Raw genomic sequence first — 21122 nt, 5'->3', positions numbered from 1 at the left:
TCCGCCATGTCCAGCCCCGTGGGATTCATTTCCCGACAAATCGCCGAAGTGCCGCGCCCGTCAAACAAAAAGCCTGCCTTCAGCCACCTTGACCGCATGGCCGCCGATGCGGGCGGCGCCCAGTTTGCGGCCTTCGACACTCAGTTCGAGGCGGATGCGCGAAGGCCGGCCCATCTCCAGCCCCTGCTCGATCCACAGTTGCGAAACGCCGTCCGTCGGGCCGTCGAAATGCATGATCGCGCCGGCGAAGGCGGCGGCCGCCGAGCCGGTCGCCGGGTCTTCGTAGGACGGATTGCCGGGCACGACCATGCGGACATGGAAGGCGCTGTCGTGGTGCACCGTCTCGCGGCAATAGACATAGGGGCTGGCGAAGGCCCAATCGCTCTTGCGTGGTGCGAGCTCCGACCAGGCCTGGTTGTCCAGTCTGATCCGGGCGGCCGCCTCCAGATTGGCGACGGGGATGGCCACGTAGGGCACGCCCGCCGACCAGAACGAAACGCGGTGGTTCTCGAACCCGATCTCGTGCGGTCCGAGGCCAAGTGCTGCGCCGATCGCCTCGGGATCGGCCGACAATTCCAGCTGCGCCGGCAGTTTTGCCAGGTCGAACTCGGCGAAGGTCGAACCATCATGGGTGCTCACCGCGCAGCGCACCGGGCCGATATTCTCCTCGAGCACGAAGATCCCGGCGGCCTCACCCGCCATTTCGGCGAGCGCTATCGCCGAGCCTACGGTTGGATGGCCGGCAAACGGCATTTCATAGTCGGGCGTGAAGATACGGATGCGGGCCCGATGCTTGGGACTATCAGGCGGCAGCACGAAGACGGTTTCGGACAGGTTGAACTCGCGCGCCAGCGCCTGCATCGCCGCAACGTCCAGCCCGTCACAGTCGAGCACCACGGCCAGCGGATTGCCGGCCAGCCGGTTGGTGGTGAATACGTCGTAAAGCAAGTAATTCCGCGGCTGCATTTCAGTAAGTCCTCTGCCTCATTCCCAACATGAGCGAAATTTAATTTGAATTTTGAACCATAAGGCCTGATTTGTGCACTGATGGGACATCACTGAACATAGGGGTCCGGCGTGGACCAGATTGTCAATCTGCCAAAGACGGATTCCACTTCCGCCATCGAGACGGCGCTCGGGCTTGACCACCAGGGCCTGAAGACAAAACGCCGTCGCGGTTGGCTTTACGCAGTGTTCGCACTGCTTGCCGTCGCCGCGGCCTTTGCCGGCTATCAGTGGTACGCGGGCTCGCCCGCCAAGATCGAGTATACCACGACACTAGCTGCCATGGCCGATCTTACCGTCGCGGTTTCGGCTACTGGCACGCTGCAGCCCCTCACCCAGGTCGATATTTCCAGCGAACTCTCCGGCGTCGTCCGCTCGGTCTCGGTCAACGAGAACCAGCTGGTGAAGAAGGGCGATGTGCTGGCCGCGCTCGACACTGCCAAGCTGGAGGTTCAGATTGAGCGCGCCCAGGCCTCCGCCAAGGCGGCGGCGGCGAGCGTCGAGGACGCCACCGTGACCCTGGCCGAAAACGAAAAGGCGCTGGTGCGCGCGGCGCAATTGACCAAGCGCGGCATGGCGACGGACCAGTCGCTTGAAGCGGCAACCGCCACGCGCGACCGCTCGAAGGCGGCGCTCGATATCGCCAGAGCCAACCTCGCCATGGCCAATGCCGATCTCAAGGCGCAGCAGACGGATCTTGCCAAGAGCACCATCTACGCTCCCATCGACGGCATCATATTGACGCGCTCGGTCGATCCCGGCCAGACGGTCGCCTCGTCGCTGCAGGCTCCGGTGCTGTTCGTCATCGCAGCGGATCTGAAGAACATGGAGCTAAAGGCCGCAGTCGACGAGGCTGATATCGGCGCCGTCAAACCCGGCCAGCATGCGCGCTTCACCGTCGATGCCTTCCCTGAACGGCCATTCGACGCCGAAATCCGCGACATTTCCTATGCCTCGGTCACTACCGACGGCGTCGTCACTTACGATGCAAGGCTGGATGTCGACAACAGCGAGCTTCTGTTGCGGCCCGGCATGACCGCCACCGTCTCGGTCGTCACCAAGCAGGCCAAAAACGTGCTAACCGTGCCGTCCATCGCCTTCCGCTACCGGCCGGCGCAGACGGCGGAGCGCGGTTGGAGCCTCACCGACCTGTTCACTGGCCGCATGGGACGCCCCGGAGGCAACCGCCAGCGCCAGGCGGCGACGAAGCCCACCGACGGCTCGCGCACGCTCTACGTGCTGGAGAATGGGCGGCCGCATCCGGTCAACGTCAAGGTCGGCTCGACAGATGGCGAACTGACCGAGATCGTTTCCGGCCTCGAGGAAGGCGCGCAAGTCATTACCGCCTCGCAGCAGAGGAGCTGATCGTGGCATCCGGCGCGACCCTCATCGGCTTCGACAAGGTCTGCAAAAACTATGGCCAAGGCGAAGCCCGGGTGCATGCGCTGGCCGGCGTCGACCTCGCCATCAGGCGCGGCGAATTCGTCGCCATCATGGGCCCGTCCGGCTCGGGCAAATCGACGGCCATGAACATCATTGGCTGCCTCGACACGCCGACGGCCGGGACCTACAGCTTCGAAGGCATCGACGCCGGCCGTCTCGACCGCAACCGCCGTGCTCAGCTGCGCAATCTTTATGTCGGCTTCGTTTTCCAGGGCTATAATCTGTTGCCGCGCACCACGGCGGCCGAGAATGTCGAACTGCCGCTGATCTATCGCGGCGTCGGTGCCCGCGAGCGCCGCGGCCTGGCCATGCAGGCACTTGCCGAGGTCGGCCTTATCGGCCGCGAGCATCATACGCCGGCCGAGCTGTCCGGCGGCCAGCAGCAGCGCGTGGCGATCGCGCGCGCCATCGTCACCAGGCCGACGCTGCTCGTCGCCGACGAACCGACTGGCAATCTCGACACCGCCCGCACGCACGAGATCATGGAGCTCCTGACGCAGTTGAATACCGAGCTCGGCCTGACCATCGCGATGGTCACGCACGAAGCCGATGTTGCCGGCTATGCGCAGCGCACGATCCGTTTCCTCGATGGCCATGTCGCCTCGGACACAGCCAATCTCGAGATGGCCTAGCCATGATCTGGGAAACCGTTCGCCTCTCGCTCCGCTCCATCCGCCGCAACGTGCTGCGCTCGTTCCTGACGTTGCTCGGCATCGTCATCGGCGTCGCCGCCGTTATCGCCATGCTGACCATCGGCTCGGGCACCACTGAGAAGGTCAAGTCCGACATTTCCAAGCTCGGCAGCAACCTGCTCGTCATTCGTTCCGGCCGGCCGGCCGGACCCGGCGGCCCGGGAGGGCTCGACCAGGTGGTCCGGCCTCTTGCCGACAAGGACTTCGCCGCGCTTGTCGCGCACCTGGACGGCGCGCGCGCCATCTCGCCGGCGTCGCAAAAGCAGGTGCGCGTCATTTTCGGCACCGAAAGCCTGACCTCGGGCGTCACCGGCACCGACAGCGCCTATCTCGATGCCCGCGACTGGAAGCTGGTCTCGGGCCGCCCCTTCAGCGATTCGGAAACCCGCTCCGGCACCGGCGTCTGCCTCGTCGGCGAGACGGTGCGCCAGCAGTTCTTCGGCGCCGGCGATCCCGAAGGCGAGATCATCCGCGTCAACCGCACCTCCTGCAAGATCATCGGCCTGCTCGAACCGAAGGGCTATACCGGCTTCGGCCAGGACCAGGACAATGTCGTGCTGATGCCGCTTGCCGCCTATCAGCGTCGCATTGCCGGTAATCGCGACATCGACTCGATCTATGTCGCCGCCGACGACCGTACGCTGACCACGGTGCTGCAGCAGCGCGTCGAGGACATCTTGCGCGACACACGCCGCATCACGCCCGACCGTGACGATGATTTCTCGATCCGCGACATGACCCAGATCGCCGATGCCATGGCCAGCGCGACCACCACCATGACTGGCATGCTCGGCGCCGTCGCCGGCGTCAGCCTGCTCGTCGGCGGCATCGGCATCATGAACATCATGCTGGTGTCGGTAACCGAGCGCACGCGCGAGATCGGCATCAGGCTCGCCATCGGCGCCCACGAAAAGCATATCCTCATCCAGTTCCTGGTCGAGGCAACCGTGCTGTCGCTGCTTGGCGGCATCATCGGCATCCTGATCGGCCTGGCGCTTGCCGGTCTTGCCTCGCTGACGCTGACGATCCCGTTTGCTCCAAGCCCGGCGGTCATCCTGCTTGCGGTCGGCTTCTCCGCGCTGATCGGAATGGTGTTCGGCTTCTTCCCGGCGCTGCGCGGCGCACGGCTCAACCCCATCGACGCGCTGAGATATGAGTAGGCGTTGCAGCAAGTGTCGCCTCCAGACGCTGCCGATTTTTTATGCAACCTGCCCTTGTCGCAGCACATTCTGCAATGATAACAATGCTGTTGGGGACTAAGGGGGAACAATGGATGAGCAAGAAAGCGCGACTGGCTCTGGCGATTGTGATCGTCGAAGCCGCCTTGGCAGGGCTTTGGTGGAATTTGATCCTTTATGGGATGGAGAATCCCGATCGCGTCACCGCTGACTTCCAGCAGGTAATTGGGCAGACGATGGGAACGGCGATGGGGGCGCTCCTGGGTCTCGGCGTGCTGTTGTATTTTGTCGCCGCCCGCAACGACCGCAAGGCTATTGAAGGCAGGCTACGACGTTAGAGTCGGAAGCCTTGCTCGCTCGCAAAGTGCCATTCGATCAGCGGTCTCATATGCGGCATCAGCCCGTCCGGCAGATCGGCGGCATTGCGGATGATGACGGGGCCTTCGATTTCAGGCTCTGACTCGGCGGCGACGAAAGCGCTGATCCGCTGTGCCAGGTCGTCGGCGGAGGCCGTCTCGCGGTAGCGGCGAAAGATCACCGTGCCGCTTGCCGTCGACAGGGCGTAATGGTGCCTGCCGCGTGCCGCGCCTGATAGGTCGAGGCCGGTCTCTTCCCGCACCTCGCGGATCATGTTGAAGTCGACGTCGACAAGGCCGTCGTGGAAATCGGTTGGCTCGAACGAACCGGCGGCGAAGTAGACGCGCCCGGCATTGACCGTATGCGGCGCCATGCGGATCGCCACCAACGCGTTGTCGCCGGCGACCAGCATGGCGTGCGCGTAGGCATGTTCGGCGCCAGGCACCTGCCTATTGCTGCGCCAAAGCATGAAGGTCGAATAACGCACCGCATGGCAGCGGCCGACGAGGCGATTGTCGCGATAGCTGAGAGCGGAAAGCAGCACCACGGTGCCGTCAAAAAGCGCCGGCTTGGCTGCGGTCTCACGCCGCCAGTTTGCGGCGATCGCCTCGGCATTATCGCGCTCGAACGGATGTGGGCCGGGATCGAGCCTGACGTCGATGGCATCGACCGGCAGGATGACGTTGCGCGGCAGGTCGAAACTCACGCGTGTCTCACGCCATGTCGAGGGCAATTGCTACCGGGCAATGGTCGGATGCCTTAGGCCGGTCCCACCCGGCGCGTGGAAAGCGCTCGACCTCCTGGCCCGCCGGAAATATGGTCCGCCAGGGCTGGCCGTTGCGGATGATATCGGGAACGGCGGTGGCGTTCTGCCTGGCTAGCGCCCTCGACAAAAGGATGTAGTCGAGCTGGCAGAGATGCCGCTCTTCCGGTCCGCGCGTGTGATAGAGAGTCCAGCGATCCATTTCCGGCCGCCGCTCGACCGCGTTTTCGCAAAAACCGCCGGCAGTGAGCACGTCGATGCAGGACCGGGTCTCGTCGATGACCTCGAAGCGATAGCCGTCGACGGCATCGCCGGTAATCTTCACGCGCTGCCGGTAGTCGTTCATGTCGCCGCAGATTGCCCAGCGTTTGTCGGCGGCATGGTCCTTGCCGAAGCGCTCCTCAATGATCCGCCGCACCGCTTGCGCCTCGGCGATGCGCAGCGGCATTGTTGCTTCACGGCCGTCGAGGCCGTTGCGGGGAGAGCCCATCGACTTCAAATGCACGAGATAGAGTGTCAACGGCGCGCCAGCCACCGTCAGATCGATTTCCAGGCAGTCGCGCCGGAAGATGCGTTCATTGGCCTGATGTCCAAGCGCAGCCAATTCCGCCGTGTGCAGCCCGAATTGCTCGAACGTGACATAGGCGTAGCTGGTCATACGCACGAATTCGATCGGCTGGCCCTGCGCGGTCTCGTTGCGCATCATCACGGCGACGTCAATGCCGCGCGAATCATTGCCGGCGGTGGTGTATTTCTGCCGGTAGCCTTGCCCCACCATCTTGAACAGATAGCCATATTCGAAGGCCCTCAGCGCCTCGATATTGTCGACCTCCTGCATGCAGATGATGTCGGCGCGGGTGGCCGCGATCGCCAGTGCCGTCAACTGCCGCGTGTCGTCAGACTGCGCGATCGCCCGCGCCTGCTCGAGCATCTTGTATTCGGCCTCGCTCTGGATGTCGAAAAGCGCCAGCGTGCGATCTTCGTTGAGCTGATTGCGGTATCCGGAATAATCAAACCTGTTCATCAGGTTTTCGACGTTGAATGTGGCAAGGCGCAGCGACATGGCTTTGACCTTTGCCCGCAAGCGCGCTCGAAAACAAGGGCGTAGAACCCAGGCGGCCCCGATTGACCGCGCGCTCGTCATGGTTGATGGAACCTTTTTTGTTCATCCTCCGTTCAGATGGAAAGTTCCATGAATGGGCTCTTCCCTGGGTATTCTGGGCGTGGGGCCTGAATCTTAGGAGAGTGCGATGAAACCGCTCTTTTTATCTTCCGTCAGATCCGGGCTGATGGCCCTCGGTCTGATAGCCGGCCTCTCGGCCCCCTCGCTTGCCGGGCCGATGCCCAAACCCCTGCTGCCGGTGGCGGGCAATGCCGCCGACATCGTGCAAATTCGTGAAGATTGGGCAGGCGGCAACGACAGGCAGATCTGGCGTTGGCGCCATCGCGGCTTTCGGCAATGGCACGGCGACAATGATTGGAGATGGCGGTCCAACAATTTCCGCGGCCGTCATTTTTCGAGACACTGGGACAATGGCGGCTGGGACGACAGCTGGCGTAGGCGCCATCATCGCCGCCATTACCGTGGCGGCTACTATGATGATGGTGGTGCGGGCGCCGCGATTCTTGGCTTGGGCCTGGGGCTCGGCCTTGGCAGCCTGTACAACAACTACAACTACTACGACGCGCCGCCACCGCGGCGCTATTACCGGACACAGCGGCTGTCCAGCGCGCATGTCCAATGGTGTTACAATCGCTACCGGTCGTACCGCGCCTGGGACAACACGTTCCAGCCCTACAACGGCCGGCGCCAGCAATGCTATTCGCCCTATAGCTGAGCAGGCCGACAACAAGCATCATTCGGCGCCGTGCTTCGCGGCGCCTTTTTCTTTCAGCCAGGAATCGCGAAAATCGTCCAGCCTCCACCAGCGATAACGCTATTTTTATCAGCCAGGTCTAATAATCCTCCCGATCAGAACGCCCGAGACGCGAAAGATCGCTGGATTGCGTACGATGGCCGAGGACGAACAGAGGGACAAACGCCGGCAGCGCGTCTTGAAGGGCGCGGCGATCCTGACCGGCATGACCAACTCCGAGGTCACATGCACGCTGCGCAACATGCATGCCGGCGGTGCCGAATTGAAGGTCTCGATCGACGCGCGCGTGCCCGATGAGTTCCTGCTCTACGTTCCAACCGACGGCATTGCCTACAAGGCGGAGGTCCGCTGGCGCCGCGAGGACCGAATTGGGGTGATGTTCACCGGCACCGAACCAAAGCCCAGCTGGCACTACGGTTGAGGTTCCCGGCCCTATCCGGGTGGCAGGACTTGCAGTGTCTGCTCGTCAAACAGCGGCTCCTCCTGGCCAACGCGAATGAACAGAAGCTTTCGCAGCTCGGGTGATTGTACCTCGAAATACTGAATGCCGTCCGGGGCTTCGCCCCATTCGCCGCATGGCGGTTCGCCGACCTCGTCAGGGTCTGCAACGGCTTTCAATTCACTGAGATAAACGGCATCGGGACTGAAGACATACCGCAGGGTGCCCGTGGGCGTGACCCCTTCGGTGTAAGGCATGAGCACGCAACGTGTGCTGACAGCCTTCTCGGTCTTCTGCGAGTATATTCGCTGCAACGCGGCGCCAGCGGCCTCGCCCGGCAGCATATCGAAGACTTCGACGACGGGATCGGCCGGCCCGCCATCGCTGTATTTGATGGCAAGAGCATTGCCGCCAAGCTCGAAATGGATCTGGCGGAATCCGAAATCGCAGCGCTGTACCCAGGCAGCCAGCCCGACATCTCTGTCCGCCAGCCGTTCCCAGGTGCATTTGTCGACAGGCGGACGCGACGGCTTGCTTTGGTCGGCACGCGCCCCGATGGCCATGGCCAGAAGGACCGGCAGGGCGCAGATGCAGGCCGGCAGTCTCTTGCTATTCATCGCTGCAACCCGTCAAGGTAAAGGCATCCCAGGCCGAGCCATCGGGATTGGCTTTGGCGAAATCGGGCCATTCGGTCAACATCGCGCCGAAGTCAGGCAACAGCAACCCTGTCGGTGCCGGCGAGGCTTCGCGAGAGCTCAACTGCTCGGCACCGCCTGCGTTGAACGCATAGACCTGCCCATCCCACACTCTGCACAGCCCGGTGCCGTCCTCGAGACCCGCCTCACGATCGTCGTCGTTGCAGGTGTGCCGAATCGTCCCCACAGGAAACGAGTACTTGCCATTGGTCCAGGTGATGTCCGATGGCAGGCGAATGGGGGTATTGGGCACGATCAGCGAAAAGACCTCTGTCGTCAGCGCGGCCGGTTCGCGGTCGATGGGCCGGAACTGTATCGTCGCTCCCGAACGCGGCTCGCGATAGGTCGCGTGGCTGAGCGAACATTCTGTCGCATTCGCTGCTTGCAACAGGCTCAGCATGCTCAGAAAAATAGCTGCTGCTTTGCGGATGATCATTTGAGTCCCTGGAGCAGCAGCATTGTGAAGTTTAAGCATCGATGCTTTAGCATGGCCCGAGGCCCGGTCGAAAGAAAGAAATCGATGATGCGAAATCTCTTGATGCTCATTTCGATCTTAACATTTTCGTGCGGCAGCGCCTTTGCCACGGAACCCTATGTGGGCACATGGTCCGGGCACAGATTGAACTGTACCGCCGTCGCGGATGTTCAACGCCAGACTGTTTACACATTGTACCCTGAGGCACTGTCGGTTCCTGCTTTCGGCTGCGAACACGCAACGTTTCGCAAGATATCCACGGGCTGGGTGGCGCGGGCCAGCCAATGCTACGGTTCTGATCCCACGATCGAAGAGCCGTTCTCGCGTCTCGTCCATATCGTTGGCAATGGCACGACGGTGAGATTGACCTGGCCTGGCTTCGACAGCGGAGTTCTTGTCAGATGCTGACGACAGGTGCCTTCTTCCGCTGGATATGCAGCATCTAGAACAGCAGCTTCAGATTACGCCTACCAGAAGCGCGGCTCCACCAAGGAAGCCAGCGGCGCAGATCCACAGTAGCCAAAGCCCACGCACCCTGCATTCGAGAACGGCTGCAGCCGGATTGGCGGGATCGTAGTAGACCTCGACCTTGTCGCCCTCGAGGTAGCGCTGCGATTGACCGCTGACGAGGCTCGGCAGCGACGCCGTCACGTTTGCGCCGAAAGCGATGCGATCGGCGGCGTAGCGCTGGCCGGCAACGCTATAGCTGTAGACGATGCGGGATTTGAAAACTGTGTGCCAAGGCCGATAGCCGCCTCCGGACCTGTCGCGGGTCTCGACTTTCTGCAGGCCCGAGGCGTCGATGCGTCCTGCCGTGATGGGCCACTTGGCCGCCTGTTCCGCAAGTGACTTCTGGGCAAAGCCCATGCGCAGGACAAACAATCCCATGAAAAGCAGCAGGGCCGCGGCGCCGAGGTTCTGCGGCTTGGGCAAAAACGGCCGGATCGCTTCCAGGACGCCGCCAACGGAGAAGACCAATACCAGCGCGCCGACCACCAACCCGGCCGAAAGCTGGACCATGAATTTGAAGGAACCGTCGGGCATGGTGCGTTCGATCACGGCCTTGGCTGGATCGGCCGGATTGTAGAAGACGGTTACGCCGGCCCCGTTTGGAAATTTCGCAAGGGTTTCCGCCACCGCAAAGTTTCCAAGGTTCTCCTGCACGCTGTAGTGCGAACTGCGAAACTTCTTGCCGTTCACCTTGTATTCGAAGGTGATCGCCGGGAAGTTGCGCATCTCGGTCGACCCTCTGCTGTCCGAACCGGATCCCGAACTGGTCACCTCGCGAGCCTCGACCCGCGACGAGATGATCTTTCCCTGCGTCGGAGACCAGCGGCTGACCGCCCTCACCTCCCACCACTTCAGCAAGGTGACGAGGGACAGCATGCCGGCAACCGCGCCGGCAAACCCGACCAACAGAAATTTGAGTTCCAACGCTCACCCCCTTGGCCATTTTGTGCCATGCCCTGCACACGCATACCACGACAGCGGGAATAGCGCGCCTGCTGAGAAATCAACGCAAAAAGGCCGGCGGATCGCTCCGCCGGCTTTCTTGATCGACAATGAAATTGCGATCAGTTCTTGGCCTTGTCGACCAGCTTGTTCTTGGAAATTCCCACGCGCCCGCAGGGCGAAGCCCGAGGACGCGTAACGAAACGAACGTGGATTTCCTTCAGTTCTTGGCCTTGTCGACCAGCTTGTTCTTGGAAATCCACGGCATCATCGCGCGCAGCTTGGCGCCGACTTCCTCGATCTGGTGGCTGTCGTTGTTGCGGCGGATGCCCTTGAAGCGCGACATGCCGGCGCGGTATTCCTGCATCCATTCCGAGGTGAACTTGCCAGTCTGGATGTCCTTGAGCACGCGCTTCATCTCGGCCTTGGTCTCGGCGGTGATGATGCGCGGACCCGAGACGTATTCGCCCCATTCGGCGGTGTTCGAGATCGAATAGTTCATATTGGCGATGCCGCCTTCATAGATCAGGTCGACGATTAGCTTGACCTCGTGCAGGCACTCGAAATAGGCCATTTCCGGCGCATAGCCCGCTTCCACCAGTGTCTCGAAACCGGCGCGGATCAACTCGACCAGACCGCCGCACAACACCACCTGCTCGCCGAACAGGTCGGTCTCGCACTCCTCGCGGAAATTGGTCTCGATGATGCCCGAACGGCCACCGCCGACGCCGCAGGCGTAGGAGAGCGCCAAATCGAGCGCATTGCCCGAAGCGTCCTGGTTGACCGCGACCAGGCACGGCACGCCGCCGCCCTTCTGGTATTCGCCGCGCACCGTGTGGCCCGGGCCCTTTGGCGCGATCATGACGACGTCGACCGAGGCTTTTGGCTCGATCAGGCCAAAATGCACGTTGAGGCCGTGGGCGAAGGCGATCGCCGCGCCGTCGCGGATGTTCGGCGCGATCTCTGATCTGTAGATGTCGGCCTGCAGCTCGTCGGGCGTCGCCATCATCATCAGGTCGGCCCATTTGGCGGCATCGGCCACACTCATCACCTTGAGCCCGTCGGCCTCGACCTTCTTCGCGGTCGCCGAGCCGGCCTTGAGGCCAATGGCGATATCCTTGACGCCGGAATCCTTGAGGTTGAGCGCATGCGCCCTGCCCTGGCTGCCATAGCCGATGATGGCAACCTTCTTGCCTTTGATCAGGTTGAGATCGGCGTCGCGATCGTAATAGACACGCATTTTTCTTCCTTCCCGTTTTGAATTCAGAGGCCCTGCGGCCCGGTTTTTGCCCCGTAAAGAGCGAGAAACTGCTGCGTCGCCCGGACGGCATCGCCGCCGATCGCCGCATCAGTCAATTCCAGCCGGTCGCCGAGCAGCAGGCGGATCTGCACGTCGCGGGCGACCAGCCCGAAAAAGGTGCGGAAAGCCATCTCAGCGTCGGAAAACTCGAGGAAACCAGCTTCCTTGCCTGCCTCCAGCACCGGCTTCAGCCGCCTGGCCAGCGCGAAGCGGCCGTTCTCCAGCACGATGGCGCCGAGATCGTCCTTCCCCGAACTAGCATGGCCGACCGCCACCCGGTTCAGCGCGATCGAGGTGTCGCTCGAAATTACCCTGAGCCAGTCCGAAGCGAAGCGTTCGAGGCTCGCCGTCAGCGAGGCAAGATCGAGTCCCTTGCGGTCGACCGGCACTACCCGCACCTTGGACGCCTGCCATTGCACCGTTGCCGTCAACAGCCCGTCGCGATCGCCGAACCATTTGTAGAGCGTCTCCTTCGAGCAGCTCGCCCGCCGCGCCACGGCGGTCATGGTCAACTGATCGCCCTCTTCGACCAGCAGGCGAAGGGCGGCGTCGAGCACGGCCTTCTGCCGCTCCGTCAGCGTCTCGCTGGTGTCGATGTCGGTCACAGCGTGCAACACAGTCTTTCCTCAGGAGGCGAACTCACCCGCAGTTCAGATACGAACTCGACCGCGTACCGTACGTTACGGTTCGGCTTTATGGCGTATTGCCCGACCCGGCGCAAGCCTTATTTCTGTAGCTTGCTCCATGCGGGGCATTACGGGAGACACGGATCATGCTCGCCGGATTGCTTGCCTTGACCGTTGCCGCTGTGTTTGCAGGCGCGGCTATCTACGTCAGCGTCGCCGAACAGCCGGCGCGGCTTCGCCTCGATGACAAAGCATTGCTGCAGGAATGGCAGCCTTCCTACAAGCGCGGCGCCGCCATGCAGGCCTCGATCGCCGTCATCGCCTGTATTCTGGGCCTCGTCGCGTGGTGGCAGACCGGCAATCTCGCTTATCTGGCCGGCGCCGTGCTGATCATCCTGCCTTGGCCATGGACGCTGCTGGTGATGATGCCGGCAAATCGGCTGCTGGAGGTGATGGACGCTAACACCGTCAATCCTGAGGCTCGGACAATGATCGTCAAATGGGGCAATCTGCATCTGGTCCGCGTCGGGCTTGGGGTTCTGGCGACATTGGCATTCCTTTGGGGCAGTGCCTGACCTCGCAGATCCGCGCCATCTTCGGCACGAAGGCGTGTCACGCCAGGGCGGGCGGATCTCGCAGGCGCCCAAGCAGAGCCGACAGCGTGTCCAGATCATCGTTGGAAAGCTGGGAGCCGACCAACTCCGATATCGAGCGGCCGTAGACGACCCACATGCGGCGGCGCGTCTCGCGCCCCTTGCCGGTGATGCGGATGGTTTGCCCGCGGCCGTCATCGGCAACTGGAAGCTTCTCGACCTGCCCGTCGGCTTCGAGCCGCGCCAGCAGCCGCGAGATGTTGTATTGCGCAAACAGGGTGCGCTCGGTGAGTTGGAACGGCCGCAATCCGCCCTCGCCCGCCTCGGCAAGCTCATGCAGCACGTCGTACCAGGCAAGCGGCGGCAGGCCACTGTCCTTCAGCGCGTCCTCGGCTCGTTCCAACAACTGGCGCGAAACCCGCATCAGGCGGGCCCAGGCTTTGATTGCTGGAGGTGAAGGAATCCCGGTCATGATTACATCGTAGGCGATAGATGCAACTGCATCAAGCTTGACGATCGATGCAAATGCATCTATATAGATGCAATCGCATCAATCATGAGAGGCAATTCCGATGAAGCATGAAATCTGCAGGATCGCCGACATTCCGGAAACAGGCAGCCTGATCGCTCCGTTTTTCGGCCGCGAGGTCCATGTCTACGGCAGCGGCGAGCGTATCCGCGCCGCCGCCAACGTCTGCCTGCACTTCGGTGGCCCGCTCGACTGCAAGGACGGCAAGCTCGTCTGCCAATGGCACGGCGCCTCGTTCGACATGGCGAACGGTGATCGCCTCGAAGGCCCAGCGCCGAAGGGCTCCCGCCTGATGTTCCTCTCCACCCGCGTCGAGAACGGCGCCTTGAACTATGTCTGGGGAGAGTGAGATGACCGACAAGCTCATCCTCGTCAGCCACCATGTTTGTCCCTATGTGCAGCGCGCGGCGATTTCGCTTCGCGAAAAGGGCGTGCCGTTCGAGCGCATCGCCGTCGATCTCGCCAACAAGCCTGCCTGGTTCAAGGCGATATCGCCGCTCGGCAAGGTGCCGCTGCTTCGCGTTGAGCATGACGGCCAGGAAACGGTGATCTTCGAATCGCTCGTCATCCTCGAATTCCTCGAGGAAACCCAGCCCAATCCGCTGCATCCCACCGATCCCTATGCCCGTGCCCGACATCGCGCCTGGATCGAGTTTGGCTCGGCAATCCTCAGCGCCATCGGTCGCTTCTATTCAGCGCCTACGGAAGCCGCGTTGCTCGCCGAAAGCGAGGCGCTATCGGCGGTGTTCGATCGCCTGGAAGTGGAACTGGCGAATGGCGCGGTTGGGCCGTGGTTCGCCGGTGAGCGCTTTTCACTGGTCGACGCGGTCTACGGGCCGATTTTCCGCTATTTCGACGTCTTCGACCGGATCGGCGATTTCGGCATCCTGGACGGAAAGCCGCATGTCCAGGTGTGGCGCGAGGCGTTGCGCAAACGCCCATCCGTGAAGGACGCGGTCGCTCCCGATTATCCGCAACGCCTCCATACATTCCTACAGGCGAAGGGCTCGCACCTTTCGGAAATCATCCGCCGAAACGATCCGGCCACCGGGCTTCCGCAAGCCCGATCGGCTTGAATGGATTGATCACAGTGCCGGTAATCATCGAGGCAAGGATATTCGTTTCCGGCGGAATGCTTGCCACTGGCCACCAGCCTGCCGCGGACGCAAGCCTCCAGCGCAGTATCGATACGTCCGTTCCGATGAGCGCGTAACTGATCGCCGCGCCGGCAATCGCGATGTCCAGAGAATTGCCCATTTGCCCGACCCGACCCAGGCCGGACAATCCTTCAGCGTTGTCGCTAAATCAAGCCGCTGTCTCGGCCTTGAGACTCAGCCTTCGGCAGCATCGAAAACCTTCCGCGCCTCGCGTACAGCGCCGTGATTGAGCTCGGCCCATTGGATCAGCTGGTGCAAGGGTCCAAACATCGAGCGCCCGAGATCGGTGAGGCTGTATTCAACGCTCGGCGGTTTGGTCGGAAAAACCTCGCGATGCACATAGCCGTCGCGCTGCAGATCGTGCAGCGTCTGGGTGAGCATGCGCTGTGAAATATCGGGCACGAGGCGCCGCAACTCGCCAAAGCGGTACGGCTTCTCGGCCAAGGCCTCCATCAGCAGCGAACTCCATTTGTTGCTTATGCCCTGGATCACGTCGCGAACCGGGCAATCCGCAAGGTTTCCGCCACCGCTGCCTGCTTTGTAGATCTCGAGCTTCGATCTCAGATTGACGATCTTGCCGTCCATGGCTGGTTCCCTGGCTGTGCCTACCTCCCGCAAAACTGCCTTCTTTACGAGGATGGGTCAATTCCTATTTTAGTGCTGGTCTCTTTTTGAGACTAACATATGCACCCGCCGCTCCGGCGCAACGTCAGGACCTTTCATGACCGACACCCTTCTCGTCACCGGCGCCTCCGGCCAGCTTGGCCGCGGCGTCATCAATCATCTGCTTGACACGCTCAAGGTCTCCCCTCAGCGCATCATCGCCGCTACCCGCAATCCGGAAAATCTGGCCGATCTGGCAGCCCGAGGCGTCACCATCAGGACGGTCGACTTCGACGACACCGCATCGTTGGCCAGTGCATTTACCGGCGCCGACAGGGTTCTGATCATTTCGACAAACGAGCTCGCCATTCCGGGCAAGCGCCTGAAGCAACATGAGACCGCGGTCGCCGCCGCAAAAAGCGCGGGTGTTTCGCATCTGCTCTACACATCGATGCCCAATCCGGAGCCAGGATCGCCGGTGCTGTTTGCGCCCGATCACCACGGCACCGAGCAGGCGATCAAGGCGAGCGGTATCCCCTCCACCATCTTCCGCAACGGCTGGTATCAGGAGAACCTGTTCCTGGCGCTGCCGCACGCCATCGCCTCTGGGCAGTGGTACACGTCCGCTGGAGACGGCCGCATTGCCCACGGCGCGCGCGACGATATGGCTGCCGCGATTGCCGCCGGCCTCGCTTCGAGCGCAACCGAAAGCACGACATACACGCTGACCGGCCCCAAGGCCCACACGATGGCCGAAATTGCAGCCCTCGTCACCGAGATCACCGGCAAGCCGATCGAAGTTGTCCAGCTTTCGGATGAAGCGCTGACCGAGGGATTGAAGGCAGCCGGCGTTCCCGAGGCTTTCGCCCCCGTTATCGTTTCCTTCGATACCAACACCCGCTCCGGTCGCATCAGCATGGTGACCGACGCGGTCGAGACGCTGTCCGGCAGGAAGCCGCAGCCGCTGAAGCAATTTCTTGAAGCAAACAAGGCGGCTCTGGTGAGCTGAGCCTCACAATGGCCGTGCCCTCAAGGGGCACGGCCGTTTGTTTAGATAGCCACCTGCGTCCCGATCTCGACGACGCGTCCGGTCGGGATCTGGAAATATTCCGTCGCATCGGCCGCCGAGCGCGCCAGCCCGATGAACAGCTTGTCCTGCCAGACCGGCATGCCGGAATTGGGCGATGCCTTGAGCGAGCGCCGCGACAGGAAGAAGGATGTCGTCATGATGTCGAACTTCCAGCCCTGCTTGCGGCAGATCGCCAGCGCGCGCGGGATATTGGGCTGCTCCATGTAGCCGAAGGTCAGCGTCACCCGCATGAACAGTTCGTTGACCGTCTCCATCTTGACGCGCTCGCTGTCGGGCACAACCGGCTGCGGTGCCGTCACCACCGAAAGGATGACATTCTGCTCGTGCAGCACCTTGTAGTGCTTGAGGCTGTGCATCAGCGCGGTCGGCGCGCTCAGCGGATCGCTGGTCAGGAACACTGCGGTGCCCGACACCAGATGCGGCTTCTTCTTCAGCAGATTGCCGGCAAGGAAATCGAGCGGAATCTCGTTCCGGCGGGTCTTTTCGAACAAATAGCGGGTGCCGCGGATCCAGGTCCACATGGTCAGCACAATAACCGCGGCAATGGCAAGCGAGGACCAGCCCCCTTCAAACACCTTGACTATGTTGGCTGCAAAGAAGCCGGTATCGACGAAGGCGAACACCGCCATCAGGGCGACCGCGACGCCGAGCGGCCATTTCCAGATGCGCGTCATTACAACAAAAAGCAGTATGTTCGTCACCAGCATGTTGCCGGTCACCGAAATACCGTAGGCCGAGGCCAGGCGGCTGGATTCGCCGAAGCCGACCACCAGCAACATCACCACCAGCGCCAGCATCAGGTTGATGCGCGGCAGATAGATCTGGCCCGACTGTTTTTCCGACGTGTGCTGGATGACGAAGCGCGGCAGCATATTGAGCTGCACCGCCTGTCTGGTCAGCGAAAAAGCGCCGGAGATCACCGCCTGGCTGGCGATCACGGTCGCCGCCGTCGCCAGCACGACCATCGGAATAAGCGTCCAGCCCTGGTTCATCTCGAAGAATGGATGACCGACAACGCCGCCATTTGCCAGCACGAAGGCGCCTTGCCCGACATAGTTGAGCAACAGACAAGGGAACACGATTGCCAGCCAGGCGAGCACGATCGGCTTGCGGCCGAAATGGCCGAGATCGGCATAGAGCGCCTCGGCGCCGGTAACGGCGAGGAAGACCGCACCAACCGTGACGAAGGCGACGTCGGGCGAGTTGACCAGGAACGACACGATGTAATGCGGGCTGATTGCCAGCAGAATTTCCGGATCGGCGATGATGTGGTTAATGCCGGAAAGGCCGATGGCCAGGAACCATAGCGCCGTGACTGGCCCGAACACCAATCCTACGCCGCCGGTGCCGAACCGCTGTACCGCAAACACGATCGCCAGGATGGCCAGCGTCAGCGGCACCACATAGGGTTGGAATGTCGGCGTGACGACATTCATGCCTTCGACCGCCGACAGCACCGAGATCGCCGGCGTAATGACTGCGTCGCCGAAAAAAAGCGCCGCGCCGACGATGCCGATGCCGAGGATCACCGCCGAGCGGGTCGGGAAACTGTTGCGCGCCAGCGCCATCAGCGACAGCACCCCGCCCTCGCCGCGATTGTCGGCACGAAGCACGAACATGATGTATTTGATGGTGACGGTGATCGTCAGCGACCAGATGATCAGCGAGAGTACGCCCAGGATGTCGCCACGGTTGGCGACGTTGCCACCGGCTGATGCATGCAACGCCTCTCGGAAGGCATAGATCGGGCTGGTGCCGATATCGCCGTAAACCACACCGAGTGCGCCCAGCATCAGCACCTTGGTGCTGTGCTGCTCGACCTCAGAATGGCTCGATTGTTCGACAAGTTCTGCCTCGTTACCAGCATTGGTAAGGGCCATGGACGACACTCCGATAAGCGGGCGGTGCTCTACGCTTGCTGCGCTGCAATATCAAGTGCCGTCACGTAATGGCTCCGTCCCGATATTGCGAGTCCTCCACGACTTGGCAGACTCAGTCCCATCGGCAGACTACCTGGAATGTCGCAACGGACACGTTTTCAAATAGCCACCTGCGTCCCGATCTCGACGACGCGTCCGGTCGGGATCTGGAAATATTCCGTCGCATCAGCCGCCGAGCGCGCCAGGCCGATGAACAGCTTGTCCTGCCAGACCGGCATGCCGGAATTGGGCGAGGCCTTGAGCGAGCGCCGCGACAGGAAGAAGGATGTCGTCATGATGTCGAACTTCCAGCCCTGCTTGCGGCAGATCGCCAGCGCACGCGGGATGTTGGGCTGCTCCATATAGCCGAAGGTCAGCGTCACCCGCATGAACAGTTCGTTGACCGTCTCCATCTTGACGCGCTCGCTGTCGGGCACAACCGGCTGCGGTGCCGTCACCACCGAAAGGATGACATTCTGCTCGTGCAGCACCTTGTAGTGCTTGAGGCTGTGCATCAGCGCGGTCGGCGCGCTCAGCGGATCGCTGGTCAGGAACACTGCGGTGCCCGACACCAGATGCGGCTTCTTCTTCAGCAGATTGCCGGCAAGGAAATCCAGCGGAATCTCGTTCCGGCGGGTTTTGTCGAACAAATAGCGGGTGCCGCGGATCCATGTGGACATGATCAGCCCCATGGCGCAAGCGACTGTTATCGAGACCCACCCGCCTTCGAGGATCTTGACGATGTTTGCGAGGAAAAATCCGGTATCGATCGTGCCAAACAGCAGTGTGAGCGCCGCCGCCAGTGCAAGCTGCCATTTCCACCGGAACCGCATCACGACAAACAGCAGGATGGTTGTCATCAGCATTTCGCCAGTCACCGAAATGCCATAGGCGGAAGCCAGCGAACTCGAACCGCCAAAGCCGACCACCAGCAACATCACGCCCAGCGCAACCACCAGATTGACGCGCGGCATGTAGATCTGGCCGGATTGCATTTCGGACGTATGCTGCACCTCGATGCGCGGAAGCAGATTGAGCTGCACCGCCTGGCGGGTCAGCGAGAAAGCGCCGGAGATCACCGCCTGACTGGCGATCACGGTCGCTGCCGTGGCCAGCCCAACCATGGGCATCAGCGCCCAATCAGGCAGCATCTGGAAGAATGGATTGGTGGGTTTGCCGCCGTTGGCCAGAACGAACGCGCCTTGTCCGAAATAGTTGAGGAGCAGACAAGGGAACACCACGGAAAACCATGCCAGCACGATCGGCCTGCGCCCGAAATGACCGAGGTCGACATAGAGGGCTTCGGCCCCGGTGACCGCCAGGAACACCGCCCCGACCGTGACGAAGGCACCGGTGGGCGTATTGGCCAGATAAGCGACCGCGTAATAGGGATTGATCGCCAGCAGGACCGACGGGTCGTCCAGCAGATGGTAGACCCCGGCGGCGCCGATCGCCAGGAACCACACTGCCGTCACCGGTCCGAACACGGCCGCCACCCTGCCGGTGCCAAAGCGTTGCACGGCAAAAAGCATTGCCAGGATGACCAGCGTGATCGGAACCACATAGGTTTCCAGCGTCGGGGTCACCACTTCCAGGCCTTCGACCGCCGAAAGCACGGAGATGGCCGGCGTTATAATGGCGTCGCCGAAAAACAGCGCCGCGCCGCACAGCCCGATCCCCAGGATGAGCTTGGCTCCATTGGGATAAGCGCTGCGCGCAAGCGACATCAGCGACAGCGTGCCGCCCTCGCCCTTGTTGTCGGCTCTGAGAACGAAAGCGACGTACTTTATCGTGACGATGATCGTCAGCGCCCAGACGATAAGCGACAGCACGCCAAGGACGTCGTTGCGCGCTACCGGTCCCGACGATGCGTGCAGCGCTTCCCGAAATGCATAGATTGGGCTGGTGCCGATATCGCCGTAAACCACGCCCAGCGCGCCCAGCATCAGCACCTTGGTGCTGTGCTGCTCGACGGTGGAGTGGCTGGATTGCTCGATGGGTTCTGCCTCGCTACCGGCGTGGGCAAGGGCCATGGACGACACTCCCATAGACGTGCGGTGCTCTATGCTGCGGGGTGGAAAGGACGCGCTGCCATGCCGGGAACGCACGGCCTATCGGCTCGCCTCTCTCTACCAGCCACAAGCCTTCAGAAACCGCCTGACCGTTGCGGCCATGCCATACTCCAACGCATCGGCTGTCAACCCATGTCCGATCGACACTTCGGCCAATGCCGGGATGCGCCTGGCCAGTGCCGGCAAATTGCTGACCACAAGGTCGTGCCCGGCATTGACCTGGAGCCCTGCAGCAAGAGCGGCATCCGCCGTCTTTCCCAATTTCTCCAATTCCTTCGCCGCCTTTGCCGAATCGGAATGATAGCTGCCGTATGGACCCGTATAGAGTTCGATCCGGTCGGCACCGGTGTCGCGAGCGGCATTCACGCCATCGGGGTCCGGATCGGAAAACAGCGATACGCGAAAGCCTCCCTTCTTCAGGCGCTTGACGACCGGTGTCAGGAACGCAGCCCCGGCGGCGAAGTTCCAGCCATGGTCGGAAGTCGCCTGCACCGGGTCGTCGGGCACCAGCGTCACCTGTTCCGGCTGATGCTTTTCCACAAGCGCCAGGAACTCCTCGGTCGGATAGCCCTCGATGTTGAATTCCGCACTCGGGAACTCGTCGTCGATCAGCGCCCTGATCTCAGGCAGATCGGAATGCCTGGTGTGCCGCTCGTCGGGTCGCGGGTGCACCGTCAGCCCATGCGCACCGGCGGCAAGGGCGATGCGTCCGAGCCCCGTCACGCTTGGCCACGGCAGGTCCCGCCGGTTGCGCAGCATGGCGATGGCATTGAGGTTGACGGAAAGCTTTGCAGGCATTTGCACGGTTCCAGGCTGATCTCGGCGCGCATCTATAGCGCCTTTAAGGGGAACAGACA

Annotated in this window: 23 protein-coding genes; 10 read left to right on the top strand and 13 right to left on the bottom strand. The window is 62.0% G+C overall.

Annotation, left to right across the window (positions count from 1 at the left end; all coding sequences use genetic code 11):
- Positions 1 to 60 precede the first annotated feature (60 nt).
- Entirely contained in the window at positions 61 to 966 is a 906-nt protein-coding gene (locus NKH91_RS10395) for a PhzF family phenazine biosynthesis protein (RefSeq protein WP_352844448.1), read from the bottom strand.
- 111 nt (positions 967 to 1077) lie between these two features.
- Here NKH91_RS10395 and NKH91_RS10390 point away from each other — a divergent pair, with 111 nt between their 5' ends.
- From NKH91_RS10390 to NKH91_RS10375, 4 genes are all read left to right on the top strand, one after another.
- Positions 1078 to 2370, top strand: coding sequence for an efflux RND transporter periplasmic adaptor subunit (locus NKH91_RS10390; protein WP_352844449.1), 1293 nt, complete (start codon positions 1078 to 1080; stop codon positions 2368 to 2370).
- 2 nt (positions 2371 to 2372) lie between these two features.
- On the top strand, positions 2373 to 3080 hold the full coding sequence (locus tag NKH91_RS10385; protein ID WP_352844450.1) for an ABC transporter ATP-binding protein: 708 nt from the start codon (positions 2373 to 2375) through the stop codon (positions 3078 to 3080).
- Between the two features lie 2 nt (positions 3081 to 3082).
- The gene (locus NKH91_RS10380; RefSeq protein WP_023720770.1) at positions 3083 to 4300 is read left to right on the top strand and encodes an ABC transporter permease; all 1218 of its coding nucleotides are present in this window, start codon (positions 3083 to 3085) and stop codon (positions 4298 to 4300) included.
- Between the two features lie 113 nt (positions 4301 to 4413).
- A complete protein-coding gene (locus NKH91_RS10375; protein ID WP_023720771.1) occupies positions 4414 to 4656 on the top strand; it encodes a hypothetical protein in 243 nt (80 codons plus the stop codon).
- On the opposite strand, the gene NKH91_RS10370 is transcribed toward NKH91_RS10375, so the two are convergent.
- Together NKH91_RS10370 and NKH91_RS10365 are read right to left on the bottom strand one after the other, a co-directional pair.
- Complete coding sequence (locus tag NKH91_RS10370; RefSeq protein ID WP_023720772.1) at positions 4653 to 5381, bottom strand: hypothetical protein; 729 nt, start codon at positions 5379 to 5381, stop codon at positions 4653 to 4655. The genes NKH91_RS10375 and NKH91_RS10370 overlap by 4 nt on opposite strands.
- Before the next feature lie 7 nt (positions 5382 to 5388).
- Entirely contained in the window at positions 5389 to 6501 is a 1113-nt protein-coding gene (locus tag NKH91_RS10365; protein WP_352844451.1) for an endonuclease/exonuclease/phosphatase family protein, read from the bottom strand.
- A gap of 187 nt (positions 6502 to 6688) precedes the next feature.
- On the opposite strand from NKH91_RS10365, the gene NKH91_RS10360 reads away from it, so the two are divergent.
- Entirely contained in the window at positions 6689 to 7276 is a 588-nt protein-coding gene (locus NKH91_RS10360; protein ID WP_023720774.1) for a BA14K family protein, read from the top strand.
- Between the two features lie 175 nt (positions 7277 to 7451).
- A complete protein-coding gene (locus NKH91_RS10355; protein ID WP_352483022.1) occupies positions 7452 to 7736 on the top strand; it encodes a PilZ domain-containing protein in 285 nt (94 codons plus the stop codon).
- 11 nt (positions 7737 to 7747) lie between these two features.
- Here the strand turns inward: NKH91_RS10355 and NKH91_RS10350 are convergent, their stop codons facing one another.
- From NKH91_RS10350 to NKH91_RS10330, 5 genes are all read right to left on the bottom strand, one after another.
- Positions 7748 to 8371, bottom strand: a complete 624-nt coding sequence (locus tag NKH91_RS10350) for a hypothetical protein (protein ID WP_352788440.1) — start codon at positions 8369 to 8371, stop codon at positions 7748 to 7750.
- Positions 8364 to 8885 (bottom strand): hypothetical protein, encoded by a 522-nt coding sequence (locus NKH91_RS10345; protein WP_352844452.1) that lies wholly within the window; start codon positions 8883 to 8885, stop codon positions 8364 to 8366. The genes NKH91_RS10350 and NKH91_RS10345 overlap by 8 nt, the downstream gene beginning before the upstream one ends.
- 495 nt (positions 8886 to 9380) lie before the next feature.
- Positions 9381 to 10358, bottom strand: coding sequence for a DUF3592 domain-containing protein (locus NKH91_RS10340; RefSeq protein ID WP_352483017.1), 978 nt, complete (start codon positions 10356 to 10358; stop codon positions 9381 to 9383).
- A 238-nt stretch (positions 10359 to 10596) separates the two neighbouring features.
- On the bottom strand, positions 10597 to 11616 hold the full coding sequence (gene ilvC, locus NKH91_RS10335) for a ketol-acid reductoisomerase (protein ID WP_352483016.1): 1020 nt from the start codon (positions 11614 to 11616) through the stop codon (positions 10597 to 10599).
- A 23-nt stretch (positions 11617 to 11639) separates the two neighbouring features.
- Complete coding sequence (locus NKH91_RS10330) at positions 11640 to 12293, bottom strand: TetR/AcrR family transcriptional regulator (RefSeq protein ID WP_023720781.1); 654 nt, start codon at positions 12291 to 12293, stop codon at positions 11640 to 11642.
- Positions 12294 to 12448: 155 nt separating this feature from the next.
- Between NKH91_RS10330 and NKH91_RS10325 the strand changes: the two genes are divergently transcribed.
- On the top strand, positions 12449 to 12877 hold the full coding sequence (locus NKH91_RS10325; RefSeq protein ID WP_023720782.1) for an anthrone oxygenase family protein: 429 nt from the start codon (positions 12449 to 12451) through the stop codon (positions 12875 to 12877).
- Between the two features lie 37 nt (positions 12878 to 12914).
- On the opposite strand, the gene NKH91_RS10320 is transcribed toward NKH91_RS10325, so the two are convergent.
- Entirely contained in the window at positions 12915 to 13367 is a 453-nt protein-coding gene (locus NKH91_RS10320) for a MarR family winged helix-turn-helix transcriptional regulator (protein WP_023720783.1), read from the bottom strand.
- A gap of 100 nt (positions 13368 to 13467) precedes the next feature.
- Here NKH91_RS10320 and NKH91_RS10315 point away from each other — a divergent pair, with 100 nt between their 5' ends.
- Positions 13468 to 13773 carry a Rieske (2Fe-2S) protein gene (locus NKH91_RS10315; protein ID WP_023720784.1) on the top strand — a complete coding sequence of 102 codons (306 nt, stop codon included), beginning with the start codon at positions 13468 to 13470 and terminating at the stop codon, positions 13771 to 13773.
- 1 nt (position 13774) lies between these two features.
- Positions 13775 to 14500: a glutathione S-transferase family protein gene (locus NKH91_RS10310; protein WP_352814673.1), complete on the top strand. Its 726-nt coding sequence runs from the start codon at positions 13775 to 13777 to the stop codon at positions 14498 to 14500.
- 255 nt (positions 14501 to 14755) lie between these two features.
- On the opposite strand, the gene NKH91_RS10305 is transcribed toward NKH91_RS10310, so the two are convergent.
- Entirely contained in the window at positions 14756 to 15166 is a 411-nt protein-coding gene (locus tag NKH91_RS10305) for a winged helix-turn-helix transcriptional regulator (RefSeq protein WP_023720786.1), read from the bottom strand.
- Between the two features lie 136 nt (positions 15167 to 15302).
- Between NKH91_RS10305 and NKH91_RS10300 the strand changes: the two genes are divergently transcribed.
- Positions 15303 to 16193: an SDR family oxidoreductase gene (locus NKH91_RS10300; RefSeq protein ID WP_023720787.1), complete on the top strand. Its 891-nt coding sequence runs from the start codon at positions 15303 to 15305 to the stop codon at positions 16191 to 16193.
- A 41-nt stretch (positions 16194 to 16234) separates the two neighbouring features.
- Here the strand turns inward: NKH91_RS10300 and NKH91_RS10295 are convergent, their stop codons facing one another.
- From NKH91_RS10295 to NKH91_RS10285, 3 genes are all read right to left on the bottom strand, one after another.
- On the bottom strand, positions 16235 to 18154 hold the full coding sequence (locus tag NKH91_RS10295) for a potassium transporter Kup (protein WP_352495185.1): 1920 nt from the start codon (positions 18152 to 18154) through the stop codon (positions 16235 to 16237).
- A gap of 158 nt (positions 18155 to 18312) precedes the next feature.
- The gene (locus NKH91_RS10290; RefSeq protein ID WP_352495184.1) at positions 18313 to 20226 is read right to left on the bottom strand and encodes a potassium transporter Kup; all 1914 of its coding nucleotides are present in this window, start codon (positions 20224 to 20226) and stop codon (positions 18313 to 18315) included.
- Between the two features lie 96 nt (positions 20227 to 20322).
- Entirely contained in the window at positions 20323 to 21063 is a 741-nt protein-coding gene (locus NKH91_RS10285) for a pyridoxine 5'-phosphate synthase (RefSeq protein ID WP_352589610.1), read from the bottom strand.
- Positions 21064 to 21122 lie beyond the last annotated feature (59 nt).

Source organism: Mesorhizobium sp. M0894 (assembly GCF_040319725.1).
Classification (GTDB): domain Bacteria; phylum Pseudomonadota; class Alphaproteobacteria; order Rhizobiales; family Rhizobiaceae; genus Mesorhizobium.
The sequence above is the reverse complement of the archived record's forward strand: the minus strand, read 5'-3'. Positions and strand labels throughout refer to the sequence as shown.

Coding starts and splice junctions, on each gene's coding strand:
- NKH91_RS10300 (WP_023720787.1), top strand. CDS start 15,303: ATGACCGACACCCTTCTCGTCACCGGCGCCTCCGGCCAGCTTGGCCGC.
- NKH91_RS10380 (WP_023720770.1), top strand. CDS start 3,083: ATGATCTGGGAAACCGTTCGCCTCTCGCTCCGCTCCATCCGCCGCAAC.
- NKH91_RS10290 (WP_352495184.1), bottom strand. CDS start 20,226: ATGGCCCTTGCCCACGCCGGTAGCGAGGCAGAACCCATCGAGCAATCC.
- NKH91_RS10345 (WP_352844452.1), bottom strand. CDS start 8,885: ATGATCATCCGCAAAGCAGCAGCTATTTTTCTGAGCATGCTGAGCCTG.
- NKH91_RS10295 (WP_352495185.1), bottom strand. CDS start 18,154: ATGGCCCTTACCAATGCTGGTAACGAGGCAGAACTTGTCGAACAATCG.
- NKH91_RS10365 (WP_352844451.1), bottom strand. CDS start 6,501: ATGTCGCTGCGCCTTGCCACATTCAACGTCGAAAACCTGATGAACAGG.
- NKH91_RS10305 (WP_023720786.1), bottom strand. CDS start 15,166: ATGGACGGCAAGATCGTCAATCTGAGATCGAAGCTCGAGATCTACAAA.
- NKH91_RS10315 (WP_023720784.1), top strand. CDS start 13,468: ATGAAGCATGAAATCTGCAGGATCGCCGACATTCCGGAAACAGGCAGC.
- ilvC (WP_352483016.1), bottom strand. CDS start 11,616: ATGCGTGTCTATTACGATCGCGACGCCGATCTCAACCTGATCAAAGGC.
- NKH91_RS10375 (WP_023720771.1), top strand. CDS start 4,414: ATGAGCAAGAAAGCGCGACTGGCTCTGGCGATTGTGATCGTCGAAGCC.
- NKH91_RS10360 (WP_023720774.1), top strand. CDS start 6,689: ATGAAACCGCTCTTTTTATCTTCCGTCAGATCCGGGCTGATGGCCCTC.
- NKH91_RS10320 (WP_023720783.1), bottom strand. CDS start 13,367: ATGACCGGGATTCCTTCACCTCCAGCAATCAAAGCCTGGGCCCGCCTG.
- NKH91_RS10355 (WP_352483022.1), top strand. CDS start 7,452: ATGGCCGAGGACGAACAGAGGGACAAACGCCGGCAGCGCGTCTTGAAG.
- NKH91_RS10285 (WP_352589610.1), bottom strand. CDS start 21,063: ATGCCTGCAAAGCTTTCCGTCAACCTCAATGCCATCGCCATGCTGCGC.
- NKH91_RS10310 (WP_352814673.1), top strand. CDS start 13,775: ATGACCGACAAGCTCATCCTCGTCAGCCACCATGTTTGTCCCTATGTG.
- NKH91_RS10350 (WP_352788440.1), bottom strand. CDS start 8,371: ATGAATAGCAAGAGACTGCCGGCCTGCATCTGCGCCCTGCCGGTCCTT.
- NKH91_RS10395 (WP_352844448.1), bottom strand. CDS start 966: ATGCAGCCGCGGAATTACTTGCTTTACGACGTATTCACCACCAACCGG.
- NKH91_RS10325 (WP_023720782.1), top strand. CDS start 12,449: ATGCTCGCCGGATTGCTTGCCTTGACCGTTGCCGCTGTGTTTGCAGGC.